Annotated in this window: 20 protein-coding genes and 1 tRNA gene; 11 read left to right on the top strand and 10 right to left on the bottom strand. The window is 40.8% G+C overall.

Annotated elements, in window-relative coordinates:
• Positions 1–86: 86 nt before the first annotated feature.
• Genes G626_RS0104575 through G626_RS0104555 form a run of 5 tightly spaced genes read left to right on the top strand, consistent with a single transcriptional unit; the run spans position 87 to position 3828 of the window.
• Positions 87–1304 (top strand): LIC_12708 family protein, encoded by a 1218-nt coding sequence (locus tag G626_RS0104575; RefSeq protein WP_022931611.1) that lies wholly within the window; start codon positions 87–89, stop codon positions 1302–1304.
• 39 nt (positions 1305–1343) lie between these two features.
• Complete coding sequence (locus G626_RS0104570) at positions 1344–1895, top strand: hypothetical protein (RefSeq protein ID WP_022931610.1); 552 nt, start codon at positions 1344–1346, stop codon at positions 1893–1895.
• Positions 1896–1898: 3 nt separating this feature from the next.
• Complete coding sequence (locus tag G626_RS0104565; RefSeq protein ID WP_022931609.1) at positions 1899–2309, top strand: (deoxy)nucleoside triphosphate pyrophosphohydrolase; 411 nt, start codon at positions 1899–1901, stop codon at positions 2307–2309.
• Complete coding sequence (locus G626_RS0104560; RefSeq protein WP_022931608.1) at positions 2296–2682, top strand: hypothetical protein; 387 nt, start codon at positions 2296–2298, stop codon at positions 2680–2682. The genes G626_RS0104565 and G626_RS0104560 overlap by 14 nt, the downstream gene beginning before the upstream one ends.
• 15 nt (positions 2683–2697) lie before the next feature.
• Positions 2698–3828, top strand: a complete 1131-nt coding sequence (locus G626_RS0104555; RefSeq protein ID WP_022931607.1) for an N-acetylneuraminate synthase family protein — start codon at positions 2698–2700, stop codon at positions 3826–3828.
• On the opposite strand, the gene hisS is transcribed toward G626_RS0104555, so the two are convergent.
• On the bottom strand, positions 3818–5065 hold the full coding sequence (hisS, locus tag G626_RS15410) for a histidine--tRNA ligase (RefSeq protein ID WP_022931606.1): 1248 nt from the start codon (positions 5063–5065) through the stop codon (positions 3818–3820). The two genes, G626_RS0104555 and hisS, sit on opposite strands and share 11 nt — an antisense overlap.
• 201 nt (positions 5066–5266) lie before the next feature.
• Between hisS and G626_RS0104545 the strand changes: the two genes are divergently transcribed.
• From G626_RS0104545 to rbfA, 4 genes are read left to right on the top strand one after another with little or no spacing between them, the layout of a single operon-like run.
• Positions 5267–5728: an LSm family protein gene (locus tag G626_RS0104545; RefSeq protein ID WP_022931605.1), complete on the top strand. Its 462-nt coding sequence runs from the start codon at positions 5267–5269 to the stop codon at positions 5726–5728.
• Between the two features lie 39 nt (positions 5729–5767).
• Positions 5768–7246, top strand: coding sequence for a transcription termination factor NusA (nusA, locus tag G626_RS0104540; RefSeq protein WP_022931604.1), 1479 nt, complete (start codon positions 5768–5770; stop codon positions 7244–7246).
• A gap of 18 nt (positions 7247–7264) precedes the next feature.
• Positions 7265–9859: a translation initiation factor IF-2 gene (infB, locus tag G626_RS0104535; RefSeq protein WP_022931603.1), complete on the top strand. Its 2595-nt coding sequence runs from the start codon at positions 7265–7267 to the stop codon at positions 9857–9859.
• Positions 9859–10224: a 30S ribosome-binding factor RbfA gene (rbfA, locus tag G626_RS0104530; protein WP_022931602.1), complete on the top strand. Its 366-nt coding sequence runs from the start codon at positions 9859–9861 to the stop codon at positions 10222–10224. The genes infB and rbfA overlap by 1 nt, the downstream gene beginning before the upstream one ends.
• On the opposite strand, the gene truB is transcribed toward rbfA, so the two are convergent.
• The 3 genes from truB to G626_RS0104515 form a co-directional block, all read right to left on the bottom strand.
• Positions 10221–11228 (bottom strand): tRNA pseudouridine(55) synthase TruB, encoded by a 1008-nt coding sequence (gene truB, locus G626_RS17285; protein WP_022931601.1) that lies wholly within the window; start codon positions 11226–11228, stop codon positions 10221–10223. The genes rbfA and truB overlap by 4 nt on opposite strands.
• Positions 11229–11253: 25 nt before the next feature.
• The gene (locus G626_RS0104520; protein ID WP_022931600.1) at positions 11254–11754 is read right to left on the bottom strand and encodes a DUF2147 domain-containing protein; all 501 of its coding nucleotides are present in this window, start codon (positions 11752–11754) and stop codon (positions 11254–11256) included.
• Between the two features lie 329 nt (positions 11755–12083).
• Positions 12084–12157: transfer RNA gene (locus tag G626_RS0104515), tRNA-Val, on the bottom strand.
• A 167-nt stretch (positions 12158–12324) separates the two neighbouring features.
• Here G626_RS0104515 and G626_RS0104510 point away from each other — a divergent pair.
• On the top strand, positions 12325–13005 hold the full coding sequence (locus tag G626_RS0104510; RefSeq protein ID WP_022931599.1) for a hypothetical protein: 681 nt from the start codon (positions 12325–12327) through the stop codon (positions 13003–13005).
• On the top strand, positions 12990–13949 hold the full coding sequence (locus G626_RS0104505; protein WP_231365100.1) for a hypothetical protein: 960 nt from the start codon (positions 12990–12992) through the stop codon (positions 13947–13949). The genes G626_RS0104510 and G626_RS0104505 overlap by 16 nt, the downstream gene beginning before the upstream one ends.
• Here the strand turns inward: G626_RS0104505 and G626_RS15400 are convergent.
• The 6 genes from G626_RS15400 to G626_RS15395 form a co-directional block, all read right to left on the bottom strand.
• Positions 13946–15061 (bottom strand): AI-2E family transporter, encoded by a 1116-nt coding sequence (locus tag G626_RS15400; protein WP_022931597.1) that lies wholly within the window; start codon positions 15059–15061, stop codon positions 13946–13948. The two genes, G626_RS0104505 and G626_RS15400, sit on opposite strands and share 4 nt — an antisense overlap.
• A gap of 64 nt (positions 15062–15125) precedes the next feature.
• The gene (gene serS / locus G626_RS0104495; protein WP_022931596.1) at positions 15126–16406 is read right to left on the bottom strand and encodes a serine--tRNA ligase; all 1281 of its coding nucleotides are present in this window, start codon (positions 16404–16406) and stop codon (positions 15126–15128) included.
• A gap of 54 nt (positions 16407–16460) precedes the next feature.
• Entirely contained in the window at positions 16461–17177 is a 717-nt protein-coding gene (locus G626_RS0104490; protein ID WP_022931595.1) for an SIMPL domain-containing protein, read from the bottom strand.
• Positions 17178–17182: 5 nt separating this feature from the next.
• Positions 17183–18658 (bottom strand): outer membrane protein assembly factor BamD, encoded by a 1476-nt coding sequence (locus tag G626_RS0104485; RefSeq protein WP_022931594.1) that lies wholly within the window; start codon positions 18656–18658, stop codon positions 17183–17185.
• Positions 18655–18963 carry a hypothetical protein gene (locus G626_RS0104480; protein ID WP_156003172.1) on the bottom strand — a complete coding sequence of 103 codons (309 nt, stop codon included), beginning with the start codon at positions 18961–18963 and terminating at the stop codon, positions 18655–18657. Before G626_RS0104480 ends, G626_RS0104485 begins: the two co-directional genes overlap by 4 nt.
• 118 nt (positions 18964–19081) lie before the next feature.
• A complete protein-coding gene (locus G626_RS15395) occupies positions 19082–21973 on the bottom strand; it encodes a chromosome segregation SMC family protein (RefSeq protein WP_022931592.1) in 2892 nt (963 codons plus the stop codon).
• Between the last annotated feature and the right edge of the window lie 74 nt (positions 21974–22047).

The raw sequence follows: 22047 nt of genomic DNA, 5'->3' as shown, positions 1-22047 counted from the left end.
TTATAGATATTCTATTATATCCTATTTATATAGAATTTACTATATTATTTGTTGTGTCGGCAAGGAAAAAAATATATAATAAAAGTATGAGAAAAACTTTTCTTGCGGCATGTTTTCTTTTTACAGGACTCTTTTTTACTTCCTGCCTCGGTAACGAAACTATACAGTCAATCAGCGAAACAGAATTATTTTCCCTTCCATACGGCAATTTTGAGGAACAACTCAGTGTTTCTGACTTAAATGATGTAGGTAATGTTCGCTTTGGTATTGCCATGCAAGACGGATTTTTCTATATAGTGAATGGAGAGTCAAAAAAAATCCTGGAACTGAACTCTTATGGCGACCTTTTAACTCTTTTTTATAATGAAGATTCTCAGACAGCACGTCTTCTTGAAAATTCCAACAAGCCAGACAAGAGTATTCATCACGAAATATCTTATCCGTTTGATTATCCTGGAATGGTTGCAGTAGATTCCAATAAAAATGTTTATACAGTCTGCTCAATTCCCTGGGACAGACAGGAAAAAAGTGATGATGGAACAACCCTTTACAGCCATACAGTACTTCGTTTTGCCCGTGATGGTTCTGCTGTAGATTATATAGGCCAGCAGGGACCTGGAGGAACTCCATTTCCTTATATTAAAAATATTTACACAACTTCTAAAGATGAACTTGTTGTAGTTGCTTCTTCCTCAGACGGGCTTTTAGTTTACTGGTTTGCAAGCGATGGATTTTTAAAGTATATGATTCCGGTTACAACCCGGGATGCCCCTTCTGTAAAAGGAAAAGATGAGACTACAGACACTTTCCTTACAATTCAGAATGTAGTACCGGATCCGGTTTCTTACAGACTTTATGTTCAGATTGATTATTACTCAACTTATATTGATGAAGATTCTAAGGTTCAGTCTGGAATTAACTATATCCAGACCCTGCTTTATCCCCTTAATATAGAAAGCGGAACCTATGAAGAGCCGGTTTCTGTTCCACCTTATGAAGAATCAGTAGTTTCAGATTACAGCAAACTTACATACCGCATTCCTTATGACTTTCTGGGAGTTACAAAAAACGGCTGGAAATTCTTTATTGTAAAAACAGAAGATGGCTTTAATATTGAAATGATTCAAAGTGAAAGCCAGAAAATTCTTCGCCGTCATTTTAAGGCCAATCATTCAAATATTGTTTTCGATACTATGTGTCTTTCTCAAGATGGAATTCTTACAGCCCTTTATCTGGAGAAGGAAAGGGCGCGGATTGTCTGGTACAGAACTGATAATCTGATTGATGCAATTTTGAAAAACTAGGTGGCAGCAGGTCATTGCGAGCGGAGCGAAGCAATCCATATGTTTGAAGATGTAGAAGAAATAGTGCCGGATGATCCGGCAGATAAAAAACTTAAATTCTACTATAACCGCGAAGAGCGTATAGCAAAGGCTCCGCAGCTTGTAAAGGATTATTACGAGGGCAAAATGAAGCCTGTCCGTGGCTTTCGTATTTTTCTAACTAAACAGAACCGCTACATTTTTTTCGCTTTAATTTTCTTTGTAGGTGCTACCTGGATTTATACAGGCCTTAATAAAACAAGGTCTGGTACTACTCTTGCGGGGATTAACTTTGAACTGACAGCTTTTTCCTACGAAGAAGAGGTATATGTTCAGCTAAAAATGAAACGAAGCAGCCGCAGCCGAGAAAGAGGCCCTGTTCCGATTGATGCAGAGTTTTTTGCTATAGATCCTAACCAACAGGTTGGCGACAAACGAAATGGCCAGCTTGTTTATAGTGATGGAGAAGAGTATATTCGTACAAAGTTTACGGATTATGATATAATACGTGTAGACGTTATTTTGAACGCGGGGGGCTATGAGAAGGAGCTTTCTGCAGAAGTTAAGAGGTAGTTTATGAGCCGGTCTATTGCCTGTATTGATTATAGAGACGGAAAAATATTTATTGCAAAGCGTCAGCTGGTCGGAGATATGGGAGGACGCTGGGAATTTCCTGGTGGAAAAATTGAAGAAGGTGAAGACCTGGAAACCGCTGTTGTTCGTGAAATGCAGGAAGAGTTTGGAGTAACCGTAAAGGTTGGCAGAAAAATCACTTCAGGTTCTTTTGAACATAAAAACAAACCATGTACTCTGGATGTTCTTGAAGTGCATTTTCCTCATGACGGAATTACAGAGCCTTTTATCTTAACTGAACACACAGAGTATAAGTGGGCCGATATTAAGGAAATTCCATCATTGAACTTTGTAGATTCTGATCTTTCTGTTTATGATGCTGTAAAAAAATGGTGTGAAAATGAAAGTAAATAGTGTAAATAAATCAATTATATTAATTCTTATAATCCTGTGTCTTACATCTTTTTTTGCTTCCTGTAAAAAGAAAACTGCAGAAGTAATTGTTTTTGATGATTCTCATCCTTTAGCCCTTGCTCCGGATGTTGAATGGGCCGTTGTTACAGAACCTTATGCAGTTTTTAAGGAAAGTGATGAATGGGGAGCAGCAACTGCAGGTCACTGCCGCAAGGGAGAAATCCTGCAGGTAAAGGGAAAGTCTGTAGATGCTGATAAGGAAAACTGGTATTACTTTGAAGGCGGCTGGCTTCCTCAAAGCTGTGTCTCAATTTTCAGTAACAGATATAAGGCAGAAACAATTTCTAAAGGCCTGTTAAGCAGCGAGAACTAATATCGGGAATAAAACATGGTAGAAAGTAAAATCAATATTATTGCAGAAATTGGAACTTCACACGAAGGCTCTTTTGAAAAGGCTAAAGAGCTTGTTGATGCTGCTGCAGATTCAGGAGCGGACACAATAAAGTTCCAGTGGGTTTATGCAGATGAGATTTTACATCCCAAGACAGGCTATGTAAAACTACCTACAGGAAACATTCCTCTCTACGAACGCTTTAAGCAGCTGGAATGCCCTGTATCATTTTATAAAGATATAATGGATTACGTTCATTCAAAAGGCTGTAAATTCTGCTGTTCTCCTTTTGGACTGCGCAGTCTTCGCGAGCTTTTAGAGCTTAATCCCGATTTTGTAAAGATTGCAAGTCCGGAATTAAATCATTATAAAATGCTTGAAGCTCTCCGCGACTGGCGACAAAATCAAAAGTTACGTGGCGAGGCCATGGTGCCGGTTATTCTTTCCAGCGGCGTTTCAACCTTAGCTGATATTGATAAGGCTGTAAGAATTGTTGGCAGGGAGGGAGTTTCATTACTTCACTGCATTACAAGTTATCCGGCCCCGGAAGATCAGTATAATATCCGCCTTATTTCTACTTTACACAGTGTATTGGGAATTGAAACAGGATTGAGCGATCATAGCCTTGATCCTGTACTGGTTCCGGTTTTGAGTACAGCTTGTGGTGGAACTATAATTGAAAAGCATTTTACTTTAAGCCGACAGACAAGCGGACTCGATGATCCTGTTGCCCTTGAACCAGAACAGTTTGCCCTTATGGTTCATACAGTACATCAAACAGAGGCAACTTTCCGCCATTACGGCGAGGCCCTTGGAATGGAGCGCACTATAGAACAACTGGCTGAACAGTTTGGCCGCCAACGCGTTATGACAGTTTTAGGTGACGGAGTAAAACGTCTTGCCTCAGCCGAAGAAGCAAATTATGGTCGTACAAACCGCAGCCTTCACTTTATGCGTGCCATGAAAAAAGGCGAGACTATTAGCCAGTCCGATATAGCAATTTTACGTACAGAAAAGATTTTGACTCCCGGTATTTCACCGGAATATTATGATTTACTTATAGGAAAAAAAATATCCCGCGACGTAGAAGACGGCGCGGGAGTTCAATTCGAAGATTTTATTTTATAGTGATTTCGCCGTCTTTAAACTGAGCAAACTTGGTATAGCCCTGTTTTTCCAGCATATCAAACATAGGTCCCATTTTTTTTGCCTTATGAAGGATTGCAACTGAATAGTCTGCACGAAGTTTTTCAGCAGCCTCAAGAACTGTCTGGAATTCTGTCTGTTCATCATAGAGAAGAGCACACTTTTCTAATGCACCTGGAATCTTATAGCCCTGTTCAAGAAGGATTCCGCAAATGCGTTCAAATCCGATAGAAAATCCTACGGCTGGAACCTGCTGACCGATAAACTTACCAATCAGATTATCATAGCGTCCGCCGCCGCCAACTGCACCGCTGAAGGCAGGACTTGCAATTTCGAATACAACGCCTGTGTAGTAGCCCTGTCCGCGAACAAGACTTGGTGTATATTTGATTTTATATTTTCCACCGGCAACTTTTTCTACGGTAGAAATGATGTACTTAAGGTCATCTGCAATGGAAGCGTCTGCACATTTAGCAGCAACGGAATCAACTGAAATCTCAGCTCCAGAAGCTTCCTTAATAAAATCTACAAGAGCCTTAACTGCTGAGGCTGGCATCTGCTTTTCTGTAAGCTCTGCTTCAACACCTTCTGCTCCAATTTTGTCCATCTTATCAAAAGTGATGCAAACTGAATCAAGAGTATCTGCAGCAAAGCCCATGTTTTCCAGCATAGCGCGGAGAATACGGCGGTCGTTGATATTGATGCAGAAATCATTAAAGCCAATGTTCATAAGGGCGCGGGCTGTAACGTCAATCAGTTCAACTTCGGCATTGCAGGAAGAGTCGCCCAGAATATCAATATCGCACTGAACAAACTCGCGGCTGCGGCCTTTCTGAGGGCGCTCTGCACGGAAAACGCGGTCTGTCTGAATTACCTTAAAAGGAAACTGAAGCTCATTGCGGTTTGCTGCAAAAAAGCGGGTAAGAGGAAGGGTGAGGTCGTAGCGCAGTCCCATATCAGAAAGATTTTTTTCATCAACAGGATTTGCGGCAAGGGCAGCTTCCAGTTTGTCGCCTCGTTTAAGCACCTTAAAAATCAAATTAAGATTGTCTCCGCCGTCAGATTTATCAAGATTTTCTGCATCCTCGAGCATTGGAGTAGAAATGCGTTCAAAGCCGGATGCGCGGTAAGTCTCAAGAATCTTTCCCTGTACATAATCGCGCAGTTTCTGTTCTGCCGGTAAAATATCTTTCATGCCTTTAAGTGCGTTTGTCTTCATAAATATCCTCTTTGAAGTAGTATAATAGTGAAAATCGACATTTAAGACAATTAGTGCCCTTATTGAATTGACAAAATCATACATTTCTTCTATATTGTAATAGTCAGTTTAATATAATTATTAAAAAGACTCGTGAGGCCCACGGGTCTTTTTTGTTGCCAGAAAGCGGTTATTTGTTGCCGCCGGATTATTCAAGGATTTATGGAATACACATCTTACAAAAGCATTAAGTATTATGATGAGTGTGCAGCTCTTGTAGAGGGAATGGGCTTTAAGCTTGTTGAGCTTAAAATCGTTCCTTCAAAGACTACCACAAAAATTTCTGCAATGATTGCTTCGACAGAGCCAGATGGAAATATCGGAGTAAATGATTGTGCTAAGGTACACAGAGTTCTTTTACCACGTCTGGAAGCCCTGCTTGGAACAGAAGAAACTATGATGGAGCTTACGAGTCCTGGTATTGAACACAATATCAAAAATGCAGCAGAGTTTGCTGTATTTACAGGACGGTCAGTTCGTGTCTGGGATAAGACTATAACTGATTGGGTTGGCGGAAAGATTCTTTCTGCCGATGATAAACAGGTTACTTTAGAAGCTGAAGACGGAAATTCCCTTTCAGTTTCTTTTGAAAATATTGCGAAAGCAAAATTTGACAATAAATAAGAATATTTTTTAGGGACTTTTTTCCCGAGGAGTTAAAAGATGTCAGAAATGGCAGAAGCAATCCGAGCGTTGATTTCGGAAAAAGGTTATTCAGAGGATTCTGTAAAGCAGACAATTGAAAAGGCTCTGAAAGCTGCTTACAAACGCACTTATGGTGATGATGAAAACGCAATCGTTAAGTTCAGCGATGATATGTCGGATGTTTCTATTTATTCACGCAAGGTTGTTGTAGACGGTGTTTACGACCCTGTAAAGGAAATTGAACTTGAAGATGCAAGAAAGCTTGCCGGAGATGAAGTAGAAGAAGGTGATGAAATTGATATTCTTGAAGACCCTAAAACTTTTGACCGTTCTGCTGTAACTGTTGGAAAACAGACTGCTCATCAGGGCTTGAATGAAACTTATAAAACATCTTTGATGAATGAATATAAGGATAAGATTGGCGAGATGATTATCGGATATCATCAGCGCGAACGCAATGGAAACATCTTTGTTGACCTTGGAAATGCAGGCCGTATCGAAGGTTTCCTTCCTACAAAATTTCAGTCTAAGCTTGAAGTTTACGAAAAGGGTGACAGAATTAAGGCTCTTATCGTAGATGTAAAGCCTACAAATACAGGAATCCAGCTTGTTCTTTCAAGAAGCGATACAAAGCTTGTAAGCTCAATTCTTGAAAAGGAAGTTCCAGAAATTGCTGACGGAACTGTAGAAATCAACAGAATCGTTCGCGATGCAGGTTACAGAACAAAAATTGCTGTTTCTTCTGCTCGTGAAGAAGTTGACCCTGTTGGAGCTTGTGTAGGACTTCGTGGTGTTCGTATTCAGAACGTTATCCGTGAGCTTATGAACGAAAAAATCGATGTTCTTAAGTGGGATGCGGATCCTGCAGTATTCATCAAAAATGCACTTTCACCTGCACAGGTTGAGCGTGTAATCATTACAGATGCTGATAAGAAACAGGCTCTTGCAATTGTAGAAGACTCTCAGTTCTCACTTGCAATCGGCCGCCAGGGACAGAACGTTCGCCTTGCAAACCGCTTGTGCGACTGGAACATTGACGTTAAGACAATTGAGCAGGCAGAAGAGCTTGATCTTTCTTCATTCAATACTGTTCAGAATGCACGTAACCTCTTTAATGATGATGTTGAAGAGATTTCTAAGATTTCTGAGCTTCCTGGAGTTGATGCAGAAGTTGCAGAACTTCTTAAGGCTGCCGGAATTGAAGAGTTCCAGGACTTTGTTGAAGCTTATGACAATGGCACAATTAATGTTGAAGGTGTTTCAAAAGAAGCTCTTGATAAGATTAATCAGCTGATTAACGAAAATGTAGAATTTGTTGAAGAAGAGGAACCTGAGACAACTGCTGAAGCTGCTGCAGAAGAAACTCAGGCTGAAGAAACAAAGGCTGCTGCAGAAGAGGAAGAAGAGTACTTCTGTCCTGAATGTGGCGCTAAGATTACTCTTGATATGACACACTGTCCAAAGTGTGGCGTTGAGTTTGAGTTTGAAGAGGAATAAGGAAGGTAAGAGATAATAATGGCTGAAGAAAACGAAAAAAAGCCCGGATTTGTAGTGCATAAAAAGCAGCAGGACGCTGCTCCTGCTAATGCTTCAACAGAAAAGAAAAAGGTAGTCGTTGTAAAAAAGAAGACTCCTGCAAATCCACAAACAAATACACAGCCTCAAAAGCATGTTGTCGTTAAGAAAAACGAAACTGCAGCAGTAGTTTCGCATAAAAACGAAGAAAAGGCAGCTTCTGCTGGTAAACCTGAAGGAACAAAAGCTCGTACTTTTGAACTTAACTCTGCTCGTCCTAACGTAAAGGCAGGTAATCTTTCAGACAAACCTAGACAGGGTGGTTTCAACCGCGGTGGTCAGGGAGGCCAGGGCGGCGGATATCGTGGCGGCCAGGGTGGACCAGGCGGCTATAACCGTGACAGAAATGGTCAGGGCGGAGGTTTCTCTGGCTCACAGGCTCGTCAGAATTATCAGAACCGCGACCGCGACAATAACGGTCAGGGCGGACGTCCAGGCTTTAACCGTGGCGGACAAGGTGGCTTTAACCGCGGTGGTCAGGGAGGCCAGGGTGGTTTCCGTGGCGGCCAGGGCGGACAGGGAGGCTTTAGACCTCGCACAGGCGGAATGGGCGGCGCAGCTCCGGTTCCTCCAGTTGATCAGTCACGCCAGCCTGCTAAAAAAGCATTCAAAGGCAAAAAACAGATATATAACCGCAAGGACGAAGAGCAGTACGATGACAATCTTTTTGGTCAGAAGAAGAAGGTTGAAACTCCGGCTTCTGTAGTTCCAAAGTCAATTGATATCATGGAAACAATTTCGGTTTCTGACCTTGCCCGCAAGATGAACCTTAAGGCAAGTGAGGTAATCGCAAAATTGATGGGCATGGGTATGATGGTTACCATCACCCAGTCAATCGATTCTGATACTGCAACTCTTCTTGCTGCAGAATACGGCTGTGAGGTTCACCTCGTAAGCCTTTATGATGAAACTGTAATTGAAAGCGAAAAGGATGATGGTGTAGAACTTCTTCCTCGTCCTCCAATCGTAACTGTAATGGGACACGTAGACCATGGTAAAACAAAGACTCTGGATGCTATCCGTCATTCTCACGTTGCAGAAGGAGAAGCCGGTGGTATTACCCAGTCTATCGGTGCTTACTCAGTTTCAACTCCTAAGGGAAAAATCACCTTCCTCGATACACCAGGTCACGAAGCATTTACTATGATGCGTGCCCGCGGTGCTCAGGTAACAGATATCGTTGTTCTTGTAGTAGCTGCTGATGATGGTGTAATGCCTCAGACAATGGAAGCTATTGCTCACGCTAAGGACGCTAAGGTTCCTATCATCGTTGCTGTAAACAAGGTTGATAAGCCGGAAGCTAACCCGGACCGTGTTAAGACTCAGCTTTCTGAGCAGGGCCTTACTCCGGAAGAATGGGGTGGAGATACTCAGTATGTACACAACTCTGCTCTTAAGAAAGAAGGTATTGATGATCTTCTTGACGCAATTCTTCTTCAGGCTGAAATGCTTGAGCTTAAGGCAAACTACGAATGTCGTGCAGAAGGTAAGATTCTTGAATCCCGTGTAGACCAGGGACGCGGTGTTGTTTCAACAGTAGTTGTACAGCGTGGTACTTTGCGCCAGGGAGACCCATTTGTTGCCGGTATTTATTCAGGCCGTGTTCGTGCTATGTTTGATGACAGAGGACGCCGCATTACAGAAGCAGGTCCTTCAACTCCAGTTGAAGTTCTTGGTATGGAAGAAATGCCTAATGCAGGTGACCCATTCCAGGTAACTGAGAGCGAAAAGGATGCACGTGCTATTTCTGCAAAGCGTCAGGAGCTTAAGCGCTTCGAAGCTGCTAAGGCAGTTAAGAAGACAACTCTTGATACTCTCTTCAGTGATATTAAAGACAGCGAAGTTAAAGAACTTAAGGTTATCATTAAAGCCGACCTTCAGGGATCTGCAGAAGCCCTCAAGGCTTCTCTCGAAAAGCTTTCTACCCGCGAAATCCGCCTTTCAGTTATTCACTCAAGTGCGGGTGCTATTAATGAATCTGATGTTACTCTTGCTGCGGCTGACTCAAATGCAATCATTATCGGCTTCAACGTACGTCCTACTCCAAAGGCAAAAACTCTTGCCGAACAGGAACAGGTTGAGATTAGAAAATATAATATCATCTATAAGTGTGTCGAAGAAATTCAGGCCGCTATGGAAGGTATGCTTCAGCCGGATACAAAGGAAGAAGTTATCGGTCAGGTGGAAGTACGCAATACATTCAAGGTACCAAAGGTTGGCGTAATTGCCGGTTGTTCGGTTTCAGAAGGTATTGTTCGCCGCTCTGCAAGCGTAAACCTTGTTCGTGACGGTATCGTAATCTTTACCGGAAAGATTTCTTCCCTCAAACGCTTTAAGGACGATGCTAAGGAAGTTAGCGTAGGCTACGAATGTGGTATCGGCTTAGAGAACTGGCAGGATATCCAGGTTGGTGATAAGCTTGAAGTATTCGAAATTATCGAAGTTGCAAAGAAGCTTGGTAAGACTATTGCCGAAGAAGAGGCAGAGGCTGCAAAGCGTAATGTAACATCTGCTGGTTCAGAAGGAGCTCAGTAATGGGACAGTATCGTATTCAGAGACTGAATGACCAGCTCCGTGACGAAATTTCCCAGTTGATTCTGCGCGGGGAAGTAAAAGACCCGCGTGTTTCAACCTTCCTAAGTATTAACCGTGTGGAAGTTACAACAGACCTCGGTTATGCAAAGGTTTATGTTTCTTCTTTCCTTCCAGATGGACAGGTAAAGAAGGGAGTTGACGGGCTTCAGGCTGCAGCTGGTTTTATTCAGCGGGAAATTGCAAAGAAGCTTAGAATACGTCAGTTTCCAAAACTTCAGTTCCTTGTGGATGCTGGTATGAAAGCCGGTTTTGATATGGTTCAGAAATTGAACGAGCTTGAAAAAGCTGAAAAAGAAAATAACTAGTTAAGTACAAAGCGGTGGCGGATACGTCCACCGCTTTCTTTTTCTATAAGGCCCCTGAATATTTCGTCCTGTGTAAAAACAGCATAAAAAGCACCTGGAGCAAGGTCATGAAGATTACAGGTAAAAAGGGCAGAGCGAAGGGGCTTACCATTGCAGTAGTCTTTTTCAGCTGCCTGGTCTTTAAGTGTAATAGACTTAAAACCACATAATTTTGCTGTTGAACGGTCACAGCCGCGTATTTTATTCTGTATTTCTTTCTGCAAAGCTAAATCATCCGGATATGGCTTTTGTAAATCAATTTTTTCTTTTGCTGCTTGAATTGAAGAGTCTATTGAAAAATCTGCAAGTTCATTAAAACCTGCAGCATCTTTAATATCAAAATTACCCACACGGGTTCTGTACAAGCCGGCCAGATGTCCTGCACTGCATGCTTCTTTTGCAATATCCCTGGCAAGGCAGCGGATATAAGTTCCTTTAGAAACAGTAAAAGAGATTTTGCAATATTCGATTAATCCCTGTGAATCAGTTTTAGTTTCCAGCAAGTTTGCTTCGTAAACGGTAATCGGGCGGGGGGGAATCTCAACAGTTTTTCCTTCCCGCGCAAGATCACTAGCCCTTTTTCCGTTTACGTGTACAGCACTAAAAGAAGGTGGTGCCTGCATTATGTTTCCTGTATATTTACTGATTGCCTTTTTAAGGGCTTCTAAGGTGGGGAGTGGGGCTGTTTTTATGATATTACCTGTATATTCTAGAGTATCTGTTTCTTCACCGAATTTGATTACAGCCTCATAAGATTTATCAAATTCTGTAATATTTCCTGCCAGCCTTGTGAGTCTTCCTGTACATACTACAAGAAGACCCTGTGCAAAGCTGTCGAGAGTACCTGTGTGACCAACCTTACTTGTACCTAATGCCTTTTTTATACTGTGCAAAGATGAGAACGAAGTAAGTCCGGGCTTTTTTGCAAGAAGTACAATACCATCAGGTGAAAAAAGATTAGCCACACATAACTCCTGTTATAAAATTATTTTAGCGTAAACCTGCTGCAGCAGATTCAGTTGATTTCTTCCAGAACTGGCTGCGTCCGAAAGGTCCTACTTCTCCGCGCATTTCGAGAGTATCGCCTTTAAACTTCTTTCCGTCTCCCTTGTGGAAAGTGATACGGCATTTATAACGTTTTCCGTCACCCGGATCAATAATATAGCCGTTTGCCCATTTTCCGTCTCCCTGACTGGTAAGGTCCCAGATCCAGGTAGTTCCAACAACAGTGAGAGTACCTACATCAGCACCTTTCATAAAGTTGTCGTAAGTCTTTCCTTTACCACCAGTTGCTTTTTCATCCTGTGGTTTGTCGGCAACAGAAAGGATTTTTCCATAAAGCTTTCCGCCTTCCTGCCAGATTTTCCATCCTGCAGTATCTTCGTTAGTTTTTTCATCTACACTAATCCAGAATCCCTCCGCAGGGTCAGCAGCAAAACACAAACTTCCAGTAAGAAGTAAAGCTGCCAGAATTGCAATGATTTTTTTCATTTTAATCCTCCAATAAAAAAATGATTCCTTAATTATATCATAGGATCAGGCTGCTTTAAACAAAAAAACGTCGTTAAATAAAAAAGACTTGGTAAAAAACCAAGTCTTTTAAGATGGGCAGTGAGAGGATTGAACTCCTGACACCCTAAAATCGGAAATCCGTTAAAAACAATTGCGAAAGCAATTGTTTAGGATTATCCGATAAAAGGGTAGGAGCGAACGGGAGTGAGCGACTTCTGACAGAATGTCGGGAGAAATGAGATCCGAATTAATGCAAAAAAAAATCCGTTTAAACAAAAAAAGACACTTCAAAATGAAGTGTCTTAAGCTGGGCAGTGAGAGGATCGAACTCCCGACATTCTGGGTGTAAACCAGACGCTCGTACCAGCTGAGCTAACTGCCCGTCAGTTGATGTTTAATTTATACCATTTATACTAATTTGTGTCAATAGATTATGAAAAAAAATTATATTTTTTTCATAATTTTAGCCTTCTGTTAATGACGATGATTATAAAGTATGTTATTATTAATAGCATTCAAAAAGTAATTATAAGAAGGCAGGAGTTTAAATTGAATAAAAACTTAAGACAATACATATATATAATTTCTTCTGCTATTATTCTTCTATCAACAGCTGCCTGTAAAAATACTTCAGAAACAAAACTTGTCTACAATGATAATGATACAATCAAACAGGCTGTAAAAGAGAAAGAACAGAGTATAACCTGGACTCAGGAACTTGAAAAAGAAAGACTCTCACAAACTATTAACCGTAATTCAATAGAACTTGGACTTGAAGTTCCATATAGCAAAGAAATCTTCAAAATTTCAAAGACAAATCAAGAGCCTGTTTATCCGGAATTAGACGATTTTGGAAGCCTTGATACAAGAAATATCCGCCCTTCAATAAAGGATAAGATGAATAATTTTTGCAGCTGTCTTTCATCAGAAAATCATTCAGGTGCAGATGCATATTTCAGCAGGAAATACATTTTCAACTATGTATTCTTTATAAAAGACCTTGAAGAAGGCTGGAAAAATAATTTTGAAGAAAACTATCCGGCAAAAATAGATACTGACGGACTTTTTACAAAATGGACTTTTGGTGAGCCTTTTATCGGTTCAGAAATTATGCAGATTCCTGTGCGTTTTTATACAACCTGTGGTATTATAGATGTAACGGTATTTCTAAATTCCAGTGGAAATAATGAGTTTTACCAGATTACTATAAACAGGTGGAAAAAAGTATGATGGAGCATGACAAACTTACAGGAATAGAACGTGAACTTGTACTTCAGTATCTTATTGATGGTAATGTACCTGTAACGCTTACCCCGGTAGAAGAACCTCTGTCCGAAGATAAAGAGGATATTGAAGGTGAAATACGTTCCCTTACATCCCAAATCTTCCCTGTGGCAATAAAAGGTGAACATATCCAGGTAAAAAAGAGCGGGGAAATTCTTCTTGAAAATCCACCACAATCAGTATCAAGTTTTGCTGATAAAAATGTTAAGGTTGAATTTTATTTTAATCGTGTAGGCCTTTATTTTATTTCTCCTGTAAAAGAAACAAAGAAAGGTCTTTCTCTTTCAATTCCAGATCAGATAGAACGTATTTCTGATATTGAGGAAGAATCAGATTATGATTTTTCTTCGGTAATATATTTTGACTGCAAATCAAGAAAAGACTTAAATTTGAAATGTATTCCAGAAGAAGGCCTTGAACTCTTTGTTCGTCCTGTCTGGAAAATAATTTCTCTGGAATATCAGAAAAAAGCAAAGGAATTGCTTGAACTCTTTGTAGAGCAGGCAAAACAGGAAAAGAATGCAGGTAACGGTCTTCAGCTTATTCCTGTCTGCAAATATCTTACAGAACCACATACACAGAAAATGGAAGCAATGGAAAATCGAATCAGACCATTTTCAATTCTCTTTGTAGATCATGAAAGACTTGTAGTTGGAATGGAAACGCAAAACTGTACCTTCTTTGCAAATGAAGAATATGGAATTAAGCTTTCATTCTCCATTAAGCGCGGTCCAATTCTTACAAGAGATATATTTGTTACAAGTGTAGTAAATAAAATATATCGTAGTGGTGATGGTTTATATTCCTGTGTAGATTTCCGCTATACAACGCTGCAGGAAGAGGATCTGCGTTTTCTATACGAAAAGGCAACTAGTACACTGTTTAATTAATTAGAAGCTTCTTTCTTCTCTTCCTGCTCTTGAGGCTGTTGTCTTGGATCATTTCCAATCAAAATTGCTAGACCTTTAAGATATTCAATGTTTTCACAGAAAATCTTGATAATAACCATGAGTGGTACTGCAATAAGCATTCCTGTAAAGCCCCAGATATACCCCCATAAAGACAAGCTTATGAGAATTATGAAAGGTGATACACCCAGGTTTTTACCTTCGATACGTGGTTCAAGAATATTTCCAAGAACCATGTTTACAGAAGTCATAAAAATCAGAACAAAAAGTGTTTTTCCCCAGTTCGGATAAAATTGAATTAAAGAGAATATTGTTGTAAGTCCTACAGAAATTATAGAACCAAAAATCGGAATGAAATTCATAATAAAGGCAAGGAAGCCCCAAACAATAGGGAAGTCAAGACCTATTATCAATGAAGCAAAGCCGCATAATAGACCAGTTGCTAAAGAGATGAAGAATTTTATTGAAATATAACGCATTGTCTGGTTAATTATCTGATTAGAAATGCGGGTGATTTTTGCGCGGTTTTCTTTAAATGCATAATGCATTTTTCTTTTGGTGAGACGCATTTCAAGCAGGATGAATGCAGTCATAATTGAAATAAGGAAAAGTGTTTTACTGAAAGAAATTACGCCGGAAGAAAGCATAACGGCAAGTTTTTGTGTATATTCACGAACTTTTAAAGATGCCCATAAGTTTTGAAAAAGGCTTTTTGTATTATCAATTTCTATTCCAAGATTGTATGCTATCAGCTGGTAGATAGACATAAAACGGTTTTCATATTTTGGAAATTCAGAAATAATTCCGCTAAGCGAAGTAATAAGAATTGATGTAATTCCGAGCAGGGCAACGAAGAACAAAAAAACAATTATAAGAGAACTGATAACCCAGGGTATACCTGTTTTTACATTCAGCTTTTTTATGATTGGTAGGAATACAAAAGAAAGCATGAATGAAAGAACAACAGGTATTAATACAGTTGACATGGTTTTACACAGAAAGCCTGCCAGTACAACAGCAAAGAAAAGAATAAGGTAAAATATTCTGTTTGAACCAGCTTGTTGCTTCTGATTCAGGCCTTCTGTTTCGTCCATAAATGTCTCCTATTTTTTAGGCAGAAAATAAGTTGAAGCTAAAACTTTCCTTTCGGAAAGTTTTTTAACGCTTCTTCGGTCGTATTGTGTCGAATCCGCAGTAAGGAACAAGTACTTCTGGAATTGTTACTGAGCCGTCTGCATTCTGATAGTTTTCGAGAATAGCAAGCATTGCACGGCCTACAGCAATTGCAGTTCCGTTCAAAGTATGAACGTACTTGTTCTTTCCGTCGTCATCCTTATATTTGATGTTGAGGCGGCGAGCCTGGTAGTCTGTACAGTTAGAAGTTGAAGTTACTTCTCCGTATTCACCACCGTTGCGGCCAGGCATCCATGCTTCCAGGTCCCACTTGCGGTAAGCAGGGGCACCGAGGTCTCCTGTACAGGTGTCTACAACGTGGAATGGAAGACCAAGACCAGTAAAGATTTCCTCTTCAATCAGACGAAGCTTTTCGTGAATCTCGTCTGACTGTTCAGGAGTAGAGTAAGCAAACATTTCTACCTTATCAAACTGATGAACGCGGTAGAGTCCCTTAGAGAACTGACCTGCAGCACCTGCTTCGCGGCGGAAACAGTGTGACAGTCCGCCGTAGAAACGTGGAAGACTTGCCTTGTCTAAGATTTCATCCTGATGATATCCACCAAGTGTAATTTCTGCAGTAGCAACCAGACAGGTTCCTTCATCTTCGATTGAGTAAACGTTAGATTCATTTCCGCGTGGGTTGAAGCCGATACCCTTAAGAACTTCTTCCTTTGCAACATCAGGTGTAATGAACATCTGGAAGTTGTGCTTGCGGAGAGTGTTGAGGGCGTACATAATAAGAGCCTGCTCAAGGAATACTGCTTCATTTTTCAGATAATAGAACTTTGGACCAGATACCTTTGTACCGCGGTCAAAGTCGATGATGTCGAGTGATTCACCAAGCTGAACATGATCCTTTGGTTCAAAGTCGAACTTGCGTGGAGTTCCAACCTTTTTTACTTCGAGGTTTTCTGTATCAAGCTTTCCAACTGGTGCATCCGGGTGAACCATGTTTGGAATCTGACGGGCAGCTTCTTCGAGGGCTGCTTCAGTTTCTTTGGTTTCTGCTTCTACAGATGTGATTTCATCTTTAATTGCCTTTCCTGCAGCAATGAGCTCGTTGCGTTTTTCAGGATCGAGTTTCTGCTTCATAGCCTGAGCGTTTTCATTACGCTTCTGCTGAAGTCCCTGAAGCTTTGTTACAAGGGCAGTGCGCTTGTCAAAAAGTTCTACAACCTTGTCTGCATCGGCAGTCATGTTACGGTTGATGATATTCTGTTTTACAGCATCAAGATTGTCTTTAATAAATTTGTAGTCCAACATATTTTTAGTCCTCTTATATTTCTGTCACCCCGAACTGGTTTCGGGGTCTATGTTTTAGTTTGTTAATTCATATTTTACAGTCACGTTAGAAGTGATTGTTACGTTTCCTTCTGTAATTGGTGTAGGTGTAGCACCGTTTGCCATTGAAGCAGCCTTGTAAAGCATTTCATTACCACGGCCGGCACTTATGTAATCCTCACGGATTTCAAGAACACTGTTTACCTTACATCCGCTTGCTCCTGCTAAAAGAGAAGCTGCATCCTGTGCATTCTTAATTGCCAGAGTGCGGGCTTCGCGTAAAGCAGTTGCCTTATCAGAAACAAGATATTCAAAAGAAGTAATTCCGTTTGCACCTGTATTGTTCTTTACAGCGGCATCAATTACCTTTCCTGTAATATCTACGTTTCTGATGAGTACGGCAATCGTATTGCGTACTGTGTATTCGCCGGCATAGTTGTGTGAGTTATCCTGAGTAATAGAATAATCATAAGTTGAAATATCTGATTCAGGAACTCCTGCTTCCTTAATTGCATTGATTGTGTTTGTTGTATTGATTGCATTACGCTCTGCAGCCTGAGGGCAGTTCCATCCTGTTGTCCTTACAATAAACTTCATCGAAACCATATCAGGCTTTACCGAAACACTTCCAGTGCCCGAGACTGTAATTGAGCGGACAGGAGCTTCTTCCTTTGCAGGACGACCTAATACACAGGATGATAAAAGGGCAGTGCCCAATCCGATAATAAGAATAGATTTAATTGAATTTTTCATGGAATCTATCTAACCTCCAAATAGAATCTTTTTAAATATATGATACGCTTATTTGCACTGTCCCAAAGTTTACTTGCAGGATAGTTTTTTGTAAGCGTAGTATATGCATCAATTGCGCCCTTTATATCGCGGACATCAGACTTTGCTTCCAGTATCTGTCCTTTAAGATAAAGAGCTTCGTCGCCATTATCTGTTGAATATTCAAAGAATTGTTTAAGTTTGTTCAGAGCTGCAGAATATTCTTTTTCATTATATAACACCTGAGCTTCCTTTAATAGAGTGTCAGGATTTGTGGCAGGTACGGTATTTGCAGCTTCGGCTTGTGAGGCCTGAGTTTCAACTGCATTTACGTTTTCTTTTGTAGCTGATACGGCGTTGCTTGTTTTATTTACAGTCTGTGCAGATGCCCTTTCTGTAGCTGCTGGAGATGTATCTGTTTTTACAGGGGCCTTCGCAGTGTCCCTGGCAGGTGAAGCTTCAGTTTTTTTATCAGCTTCTTTTTCTTCAGTATTTTCAGGAGTCTCTTCTTCTGTCGCTTTTATAGCAGGCTTTACTTTTTTCTGAACAGGCAGTTTATATTCTGGTGCTTCAATGTGAGTTTTGTTAGAACCATTTTCTGCCTGAATTATAACTTCAACATAATCATCAAGATACTGGCCTGTAAGAGGATCGTTTCTGTAGAAGTGGATAATCTTAGTTCCTGCTGCACGAGCCTGTAAAGAGAACTTTGTATCTTTTGTACCAAGCTTGCGGCCAAAGTATGCAAGATCTTTTGAATTATCAGTTAATCCCATGTAAATCCAGCCCGTGCCAGGGTAGGTTACATCAAGATATTCAAACTTCTTAAGTGTAACTGAACGAGATGGAGTAATATCTTTTTCTATGTCGCTTAGATTTGCAGCTGAATCAGAATCATCATCAGTGATATCAATGCCGCCAGAAATACCGTCTGAATCCTGTTTGGATACAATAACTACATCATTGGCTGTTATGTCTTCAAGATCTTTGTCTTCTTCCTGTGAAGGTGTTTCAGAAGTTTCTGAAAGGTCTTCTTTTTCTTCTCCGGTTTCTTCTGATTCTGCGGTCTGATTTTCTTCATTGCTGTTTACGACCGTAATTTCTGGAGGCTCTTCATTCTTTACTTCTTCAGAAGCAGGCTCATTTTCAGATGGCTCTGGTTCAACAGGCGCTTCCAAAGTTATTATTTCAGGTTCTTCAATTGTTTCAGGTTCAGGAAAATCTTCTGAAGTGAAAGAATCATTTTCATCTATTGATTCTTCATCTGCTTGAGTCTCTGTATCTTTTGAAGAGTTTTCTTCTGCATCAGCCTGATTATTATCTTGAGCTGAATTGTCTTTTGCTTCAGTGCTTTCTGTTGCAGGTGCTTCTATCTGAGATTCACTTTCCGGAGCCTGCTTACTTGCACAAGATGTAAAGCAGAGCATGAATGCACATGAAGATGCTATAAGGATTTTTTTCATGGAGCGGCTCCTGTTATTTCATTTATTAAATTATCATTTGCTTTTGAAAGCGAATCAATTTCTTTTTGACCTGGAAGTGTAAACCATTCTTCAGCTTCTTCTTCGCTCCATTTTTCTTTTGGAGTTCGGGAAGCAGTGTAGTCCTTTGGAAGTTCAGGACCATCAGGTACTGCAAGAGGCTCTGTAAGCTCAAGTACTGTACCCGGTATTACGTCAGGTTCTTTTTTCTTTCCAGCTAAGGCTATCAAAAGAATTATACACAAGAGAAGAAGAGCAAGCAGGCCCGCAATTATATACGAAAGCATTTTATTTTCTTCGTAAAATTCCCGGACTTTTTCAACTAGCGGTGAGAGTTTATCTTTTATGTTTTTCCAAATCCCTTTGAAATCCATTATATAACCTTAATAACTAACATTAGTTAGTTTAAGACTTGTCCCGTTTTGGAGGACGAGGTGGAAGTACAACACCTTCCTCATCAGGAACATCTTCGTCAACAAAGTTGTCCTGATTATGATCTATTACAGCACCCCGGTTAATATCTTCATCAAGACGGAGGGCAATAATCTTACTTACACCGGACTCTTCCATTGTAATACCAAGCATTGTTGAAGCACCCATTACAGTTTTCTTGTTATGGGTGATAACAATGTACTGGCTGACGCTCGCAAAGCTTTCAAGTGCAGTAACAAAAGAAGAAACGTTCTTGTCATCGAGTGCGGCGTCAATCTCGTCCAGAAGACAGAATGGACTAGGGCGAACCTGATAAGTTGCAAAGAGAAGGGCAACCGCAGTCATTGTTTTTTCACCACCGGAAAGGAGGGCAATATTTTCCAGTTTCTTTCCAGGCGGCTGAGCATAAATATCAATACCTGAAGATAAGATATTTGCAGGATCTGCAAGCTTGAGTTCGGCACGTCCTCCGTTGAAAAGACGGCGGAACATATTGTGGAAGTTCTTCTTAATCTGATTGTAAGTTTCGAGGAACATTTCAGCAGATTTAGATTTAATTTCTTCACTTACACGAACGAGGTTTTCAAGAGACTTCTGAGTATCTTCGTAGTTTGTTCGCTGGCGCTCGTAGCGTTCCTTTACTTCGTTGAACTCTTCCGGAGCCATAAGGTTTACAGAGCCCAGAGACTGGAAGGCTTTTTTTGCTTCAGAAAGCTTATCGCGGAGCTCGGCAGCTGGAGTTGTAATTTTGTACATGCGCTCTTCAAATTCCATAAGGTCTCGTGAATACTGATCCTGGAAGTTCTGCTTAACGTTACGAATGTCATTGTCTGCAGAATTCAAAGAAAGTGAAAGGCGCTCGTACTGCTCCTGATATTTATTCTGTTCTTCGCGCTTTTTGTCGAGGGTGTCGCTCTTGCCTGAAACGCTCTTGTTAGCCTTGGCTATCTCTTCATCAAGCTGATTCATTTCATCGGCAAGCTTTTTACCCCGGTATTCAATTTCTGCAAGCTCATCCTGATAGGTCTGAATCTGCTCGTTGATTTCTTCGGCTCGTTTATTTTCTGCAAAGAGTTCGTCTTCTGTGTCACGCAAGGTTGCCTGTTCACTTGTGAGCTGGCGGTTCAAAACACCAATCTGATTCTGGCTTGCAGTAATCTGTTCCTGCATCTGAATCTCATTGAGTTTAAGCTTCTGAAGGGTGTCTCGGTACTCGTTGATTTTTGCAGTGAGTTCGCTGTTCTGAGAATTGAGCTCTTTAATCTGATTATTGATATCATCAACCTTGGCACGGTTCTGATTGATTTTTTCATCAATACCGCGCTTCTTAGTCATGATACCTTCCGGTGAAAGGAACTCTGTAATGAAGGCAGGAGATGCATCCTGATATTTTTTAAGTGAAGCTTCGAGGGCCTGCATCTGGCGGCCGGCTTCTTCAAAGGCTTCTACAGATTCCTGGATTGTCTTTGCAGCCTCGTCTGCATTAAGTTTTTTGGCGGCCTGGTCAGAGAAAATGTTTTTACGACCATCAAGGTAAATCTTAAGCTTTGCAAAGTTTTCTTCGAGTTCTTCCTTTGCAAGGCGCAGGGCACCTTCAGAAAAACCTGCATCCTTAAGCTTTGCATCAAGCATTGAAACAATGTCTTCTGTGATAGCGGCAAGCTCTTTCTGAAGCTCTGCACGTTCTTCTTCCAGCTCTGTAATCTGCTGGCGCAGCGTTTCTGCCTTGCGGTCATTGTCTGTAATCTGGCTGCTGCTTGTTTCAATGTTTTTATTGAAAGATTCTATGTTTGCTTTAATATCATTAAGCTGCTTATTCTTTTCGTGAAGTACAGCATTGTTTTCGTCAATTTCTTCCTGAACAGTATCAATGCGTTCCTGAATTGCGGCACGACGGCCTTCGAGAGCATTAAGCTTTTCCTTCATTAAAAGGGCCTGCTGGTTCTGCTGTTTAATCAGTTCCAGCTTACCGTTTTTCTCCTGGCCGATTGCAAGAAGATTAGCCTGCTTTGTATAAAGCTCATCCTGCATGGCCTTAACCTTGTCCATGTTTTCAGAAATTGTGTTATTGATTTCTTCGATTTCCTGACGAACCTTATCGCGTTTTTCCTGAACATGTTTGAGTTCTTCTTCGTGGCGGGCCTTGTCTGTTACAAAGTTTTTAAGTCGAAGGAGGGTAAGGTCCAGTTCGCAGCTGTAGATTTCTTCCTTGAACTGACGGTATTTTATTGTTTTTTCAGACTGAACCTTGAGAGTGTCGTACTGACGTTTAATTTCTCCCATGGCAATTTCAATCTGAGTCATGTTCTGACGGGTTCTCTCAAGCTCTCGTTCTGCTTCTGCAACCTCTGCCTTAGAGCGGCTGATACCAGCGGCCTCTTCAAAAAGATAACGGCGGTCTTCCGGTTTGCTTGAAAGAATCTGGTCAATTTTTCCCTGCTCCATAACAGAGTAGGCTGCCTTACCGACACCGGTATCCATAAAAAGACGGCGGATTTCTGTAGGTCCTGCAGGACGTTTATTGATAAAGTATTCAGCATCACCTGAACGGTAAAGTCGGCGGGTAATTGCAATTTCTTCTTCATCGAGAGGGAGAAGGCCCTTGTCGTTAGCAATAGTGAGGGTAACCTCTGCAGTATTGAGGGCGGGACGACGTTCTGTACCGTTAAAAATAACGTCTTCCATTTTTTCTGCACGGAGATTTTTAGAATTGCGTTCAGCCAGTACCCACTTGATTGCATCTACAACATTACTCTTACCACAACCGTTTGGTCCGAGCAGGGCAGTAATACCCTCTGCAAAATCAATGTGAGTTTTGTCTGCAAAAGATTTAAATCCATGTATATCAAGACTTTTTAAAAACACAATTCACCTCAATGTATAGTCTTTTAATTATACCGAATTTTGCATATCATTTAAAGAGAATTTATATAGTAGTT

The organism is Treponema bryantii NK4A124, from assembly GCF_000421345.1.
Taxonomy (GTDB): Bacteria; Spirochaetota; Spirochaetia; order Treponematales; family Treponemataceae; genus Treponema_D; species Treponema_D bryantii_B.
The sequence above is the reverse complement of the archived record's forward strand: the minus strand, read 5'-3'. Positions and strand labels throughout refer to the sequence as shown.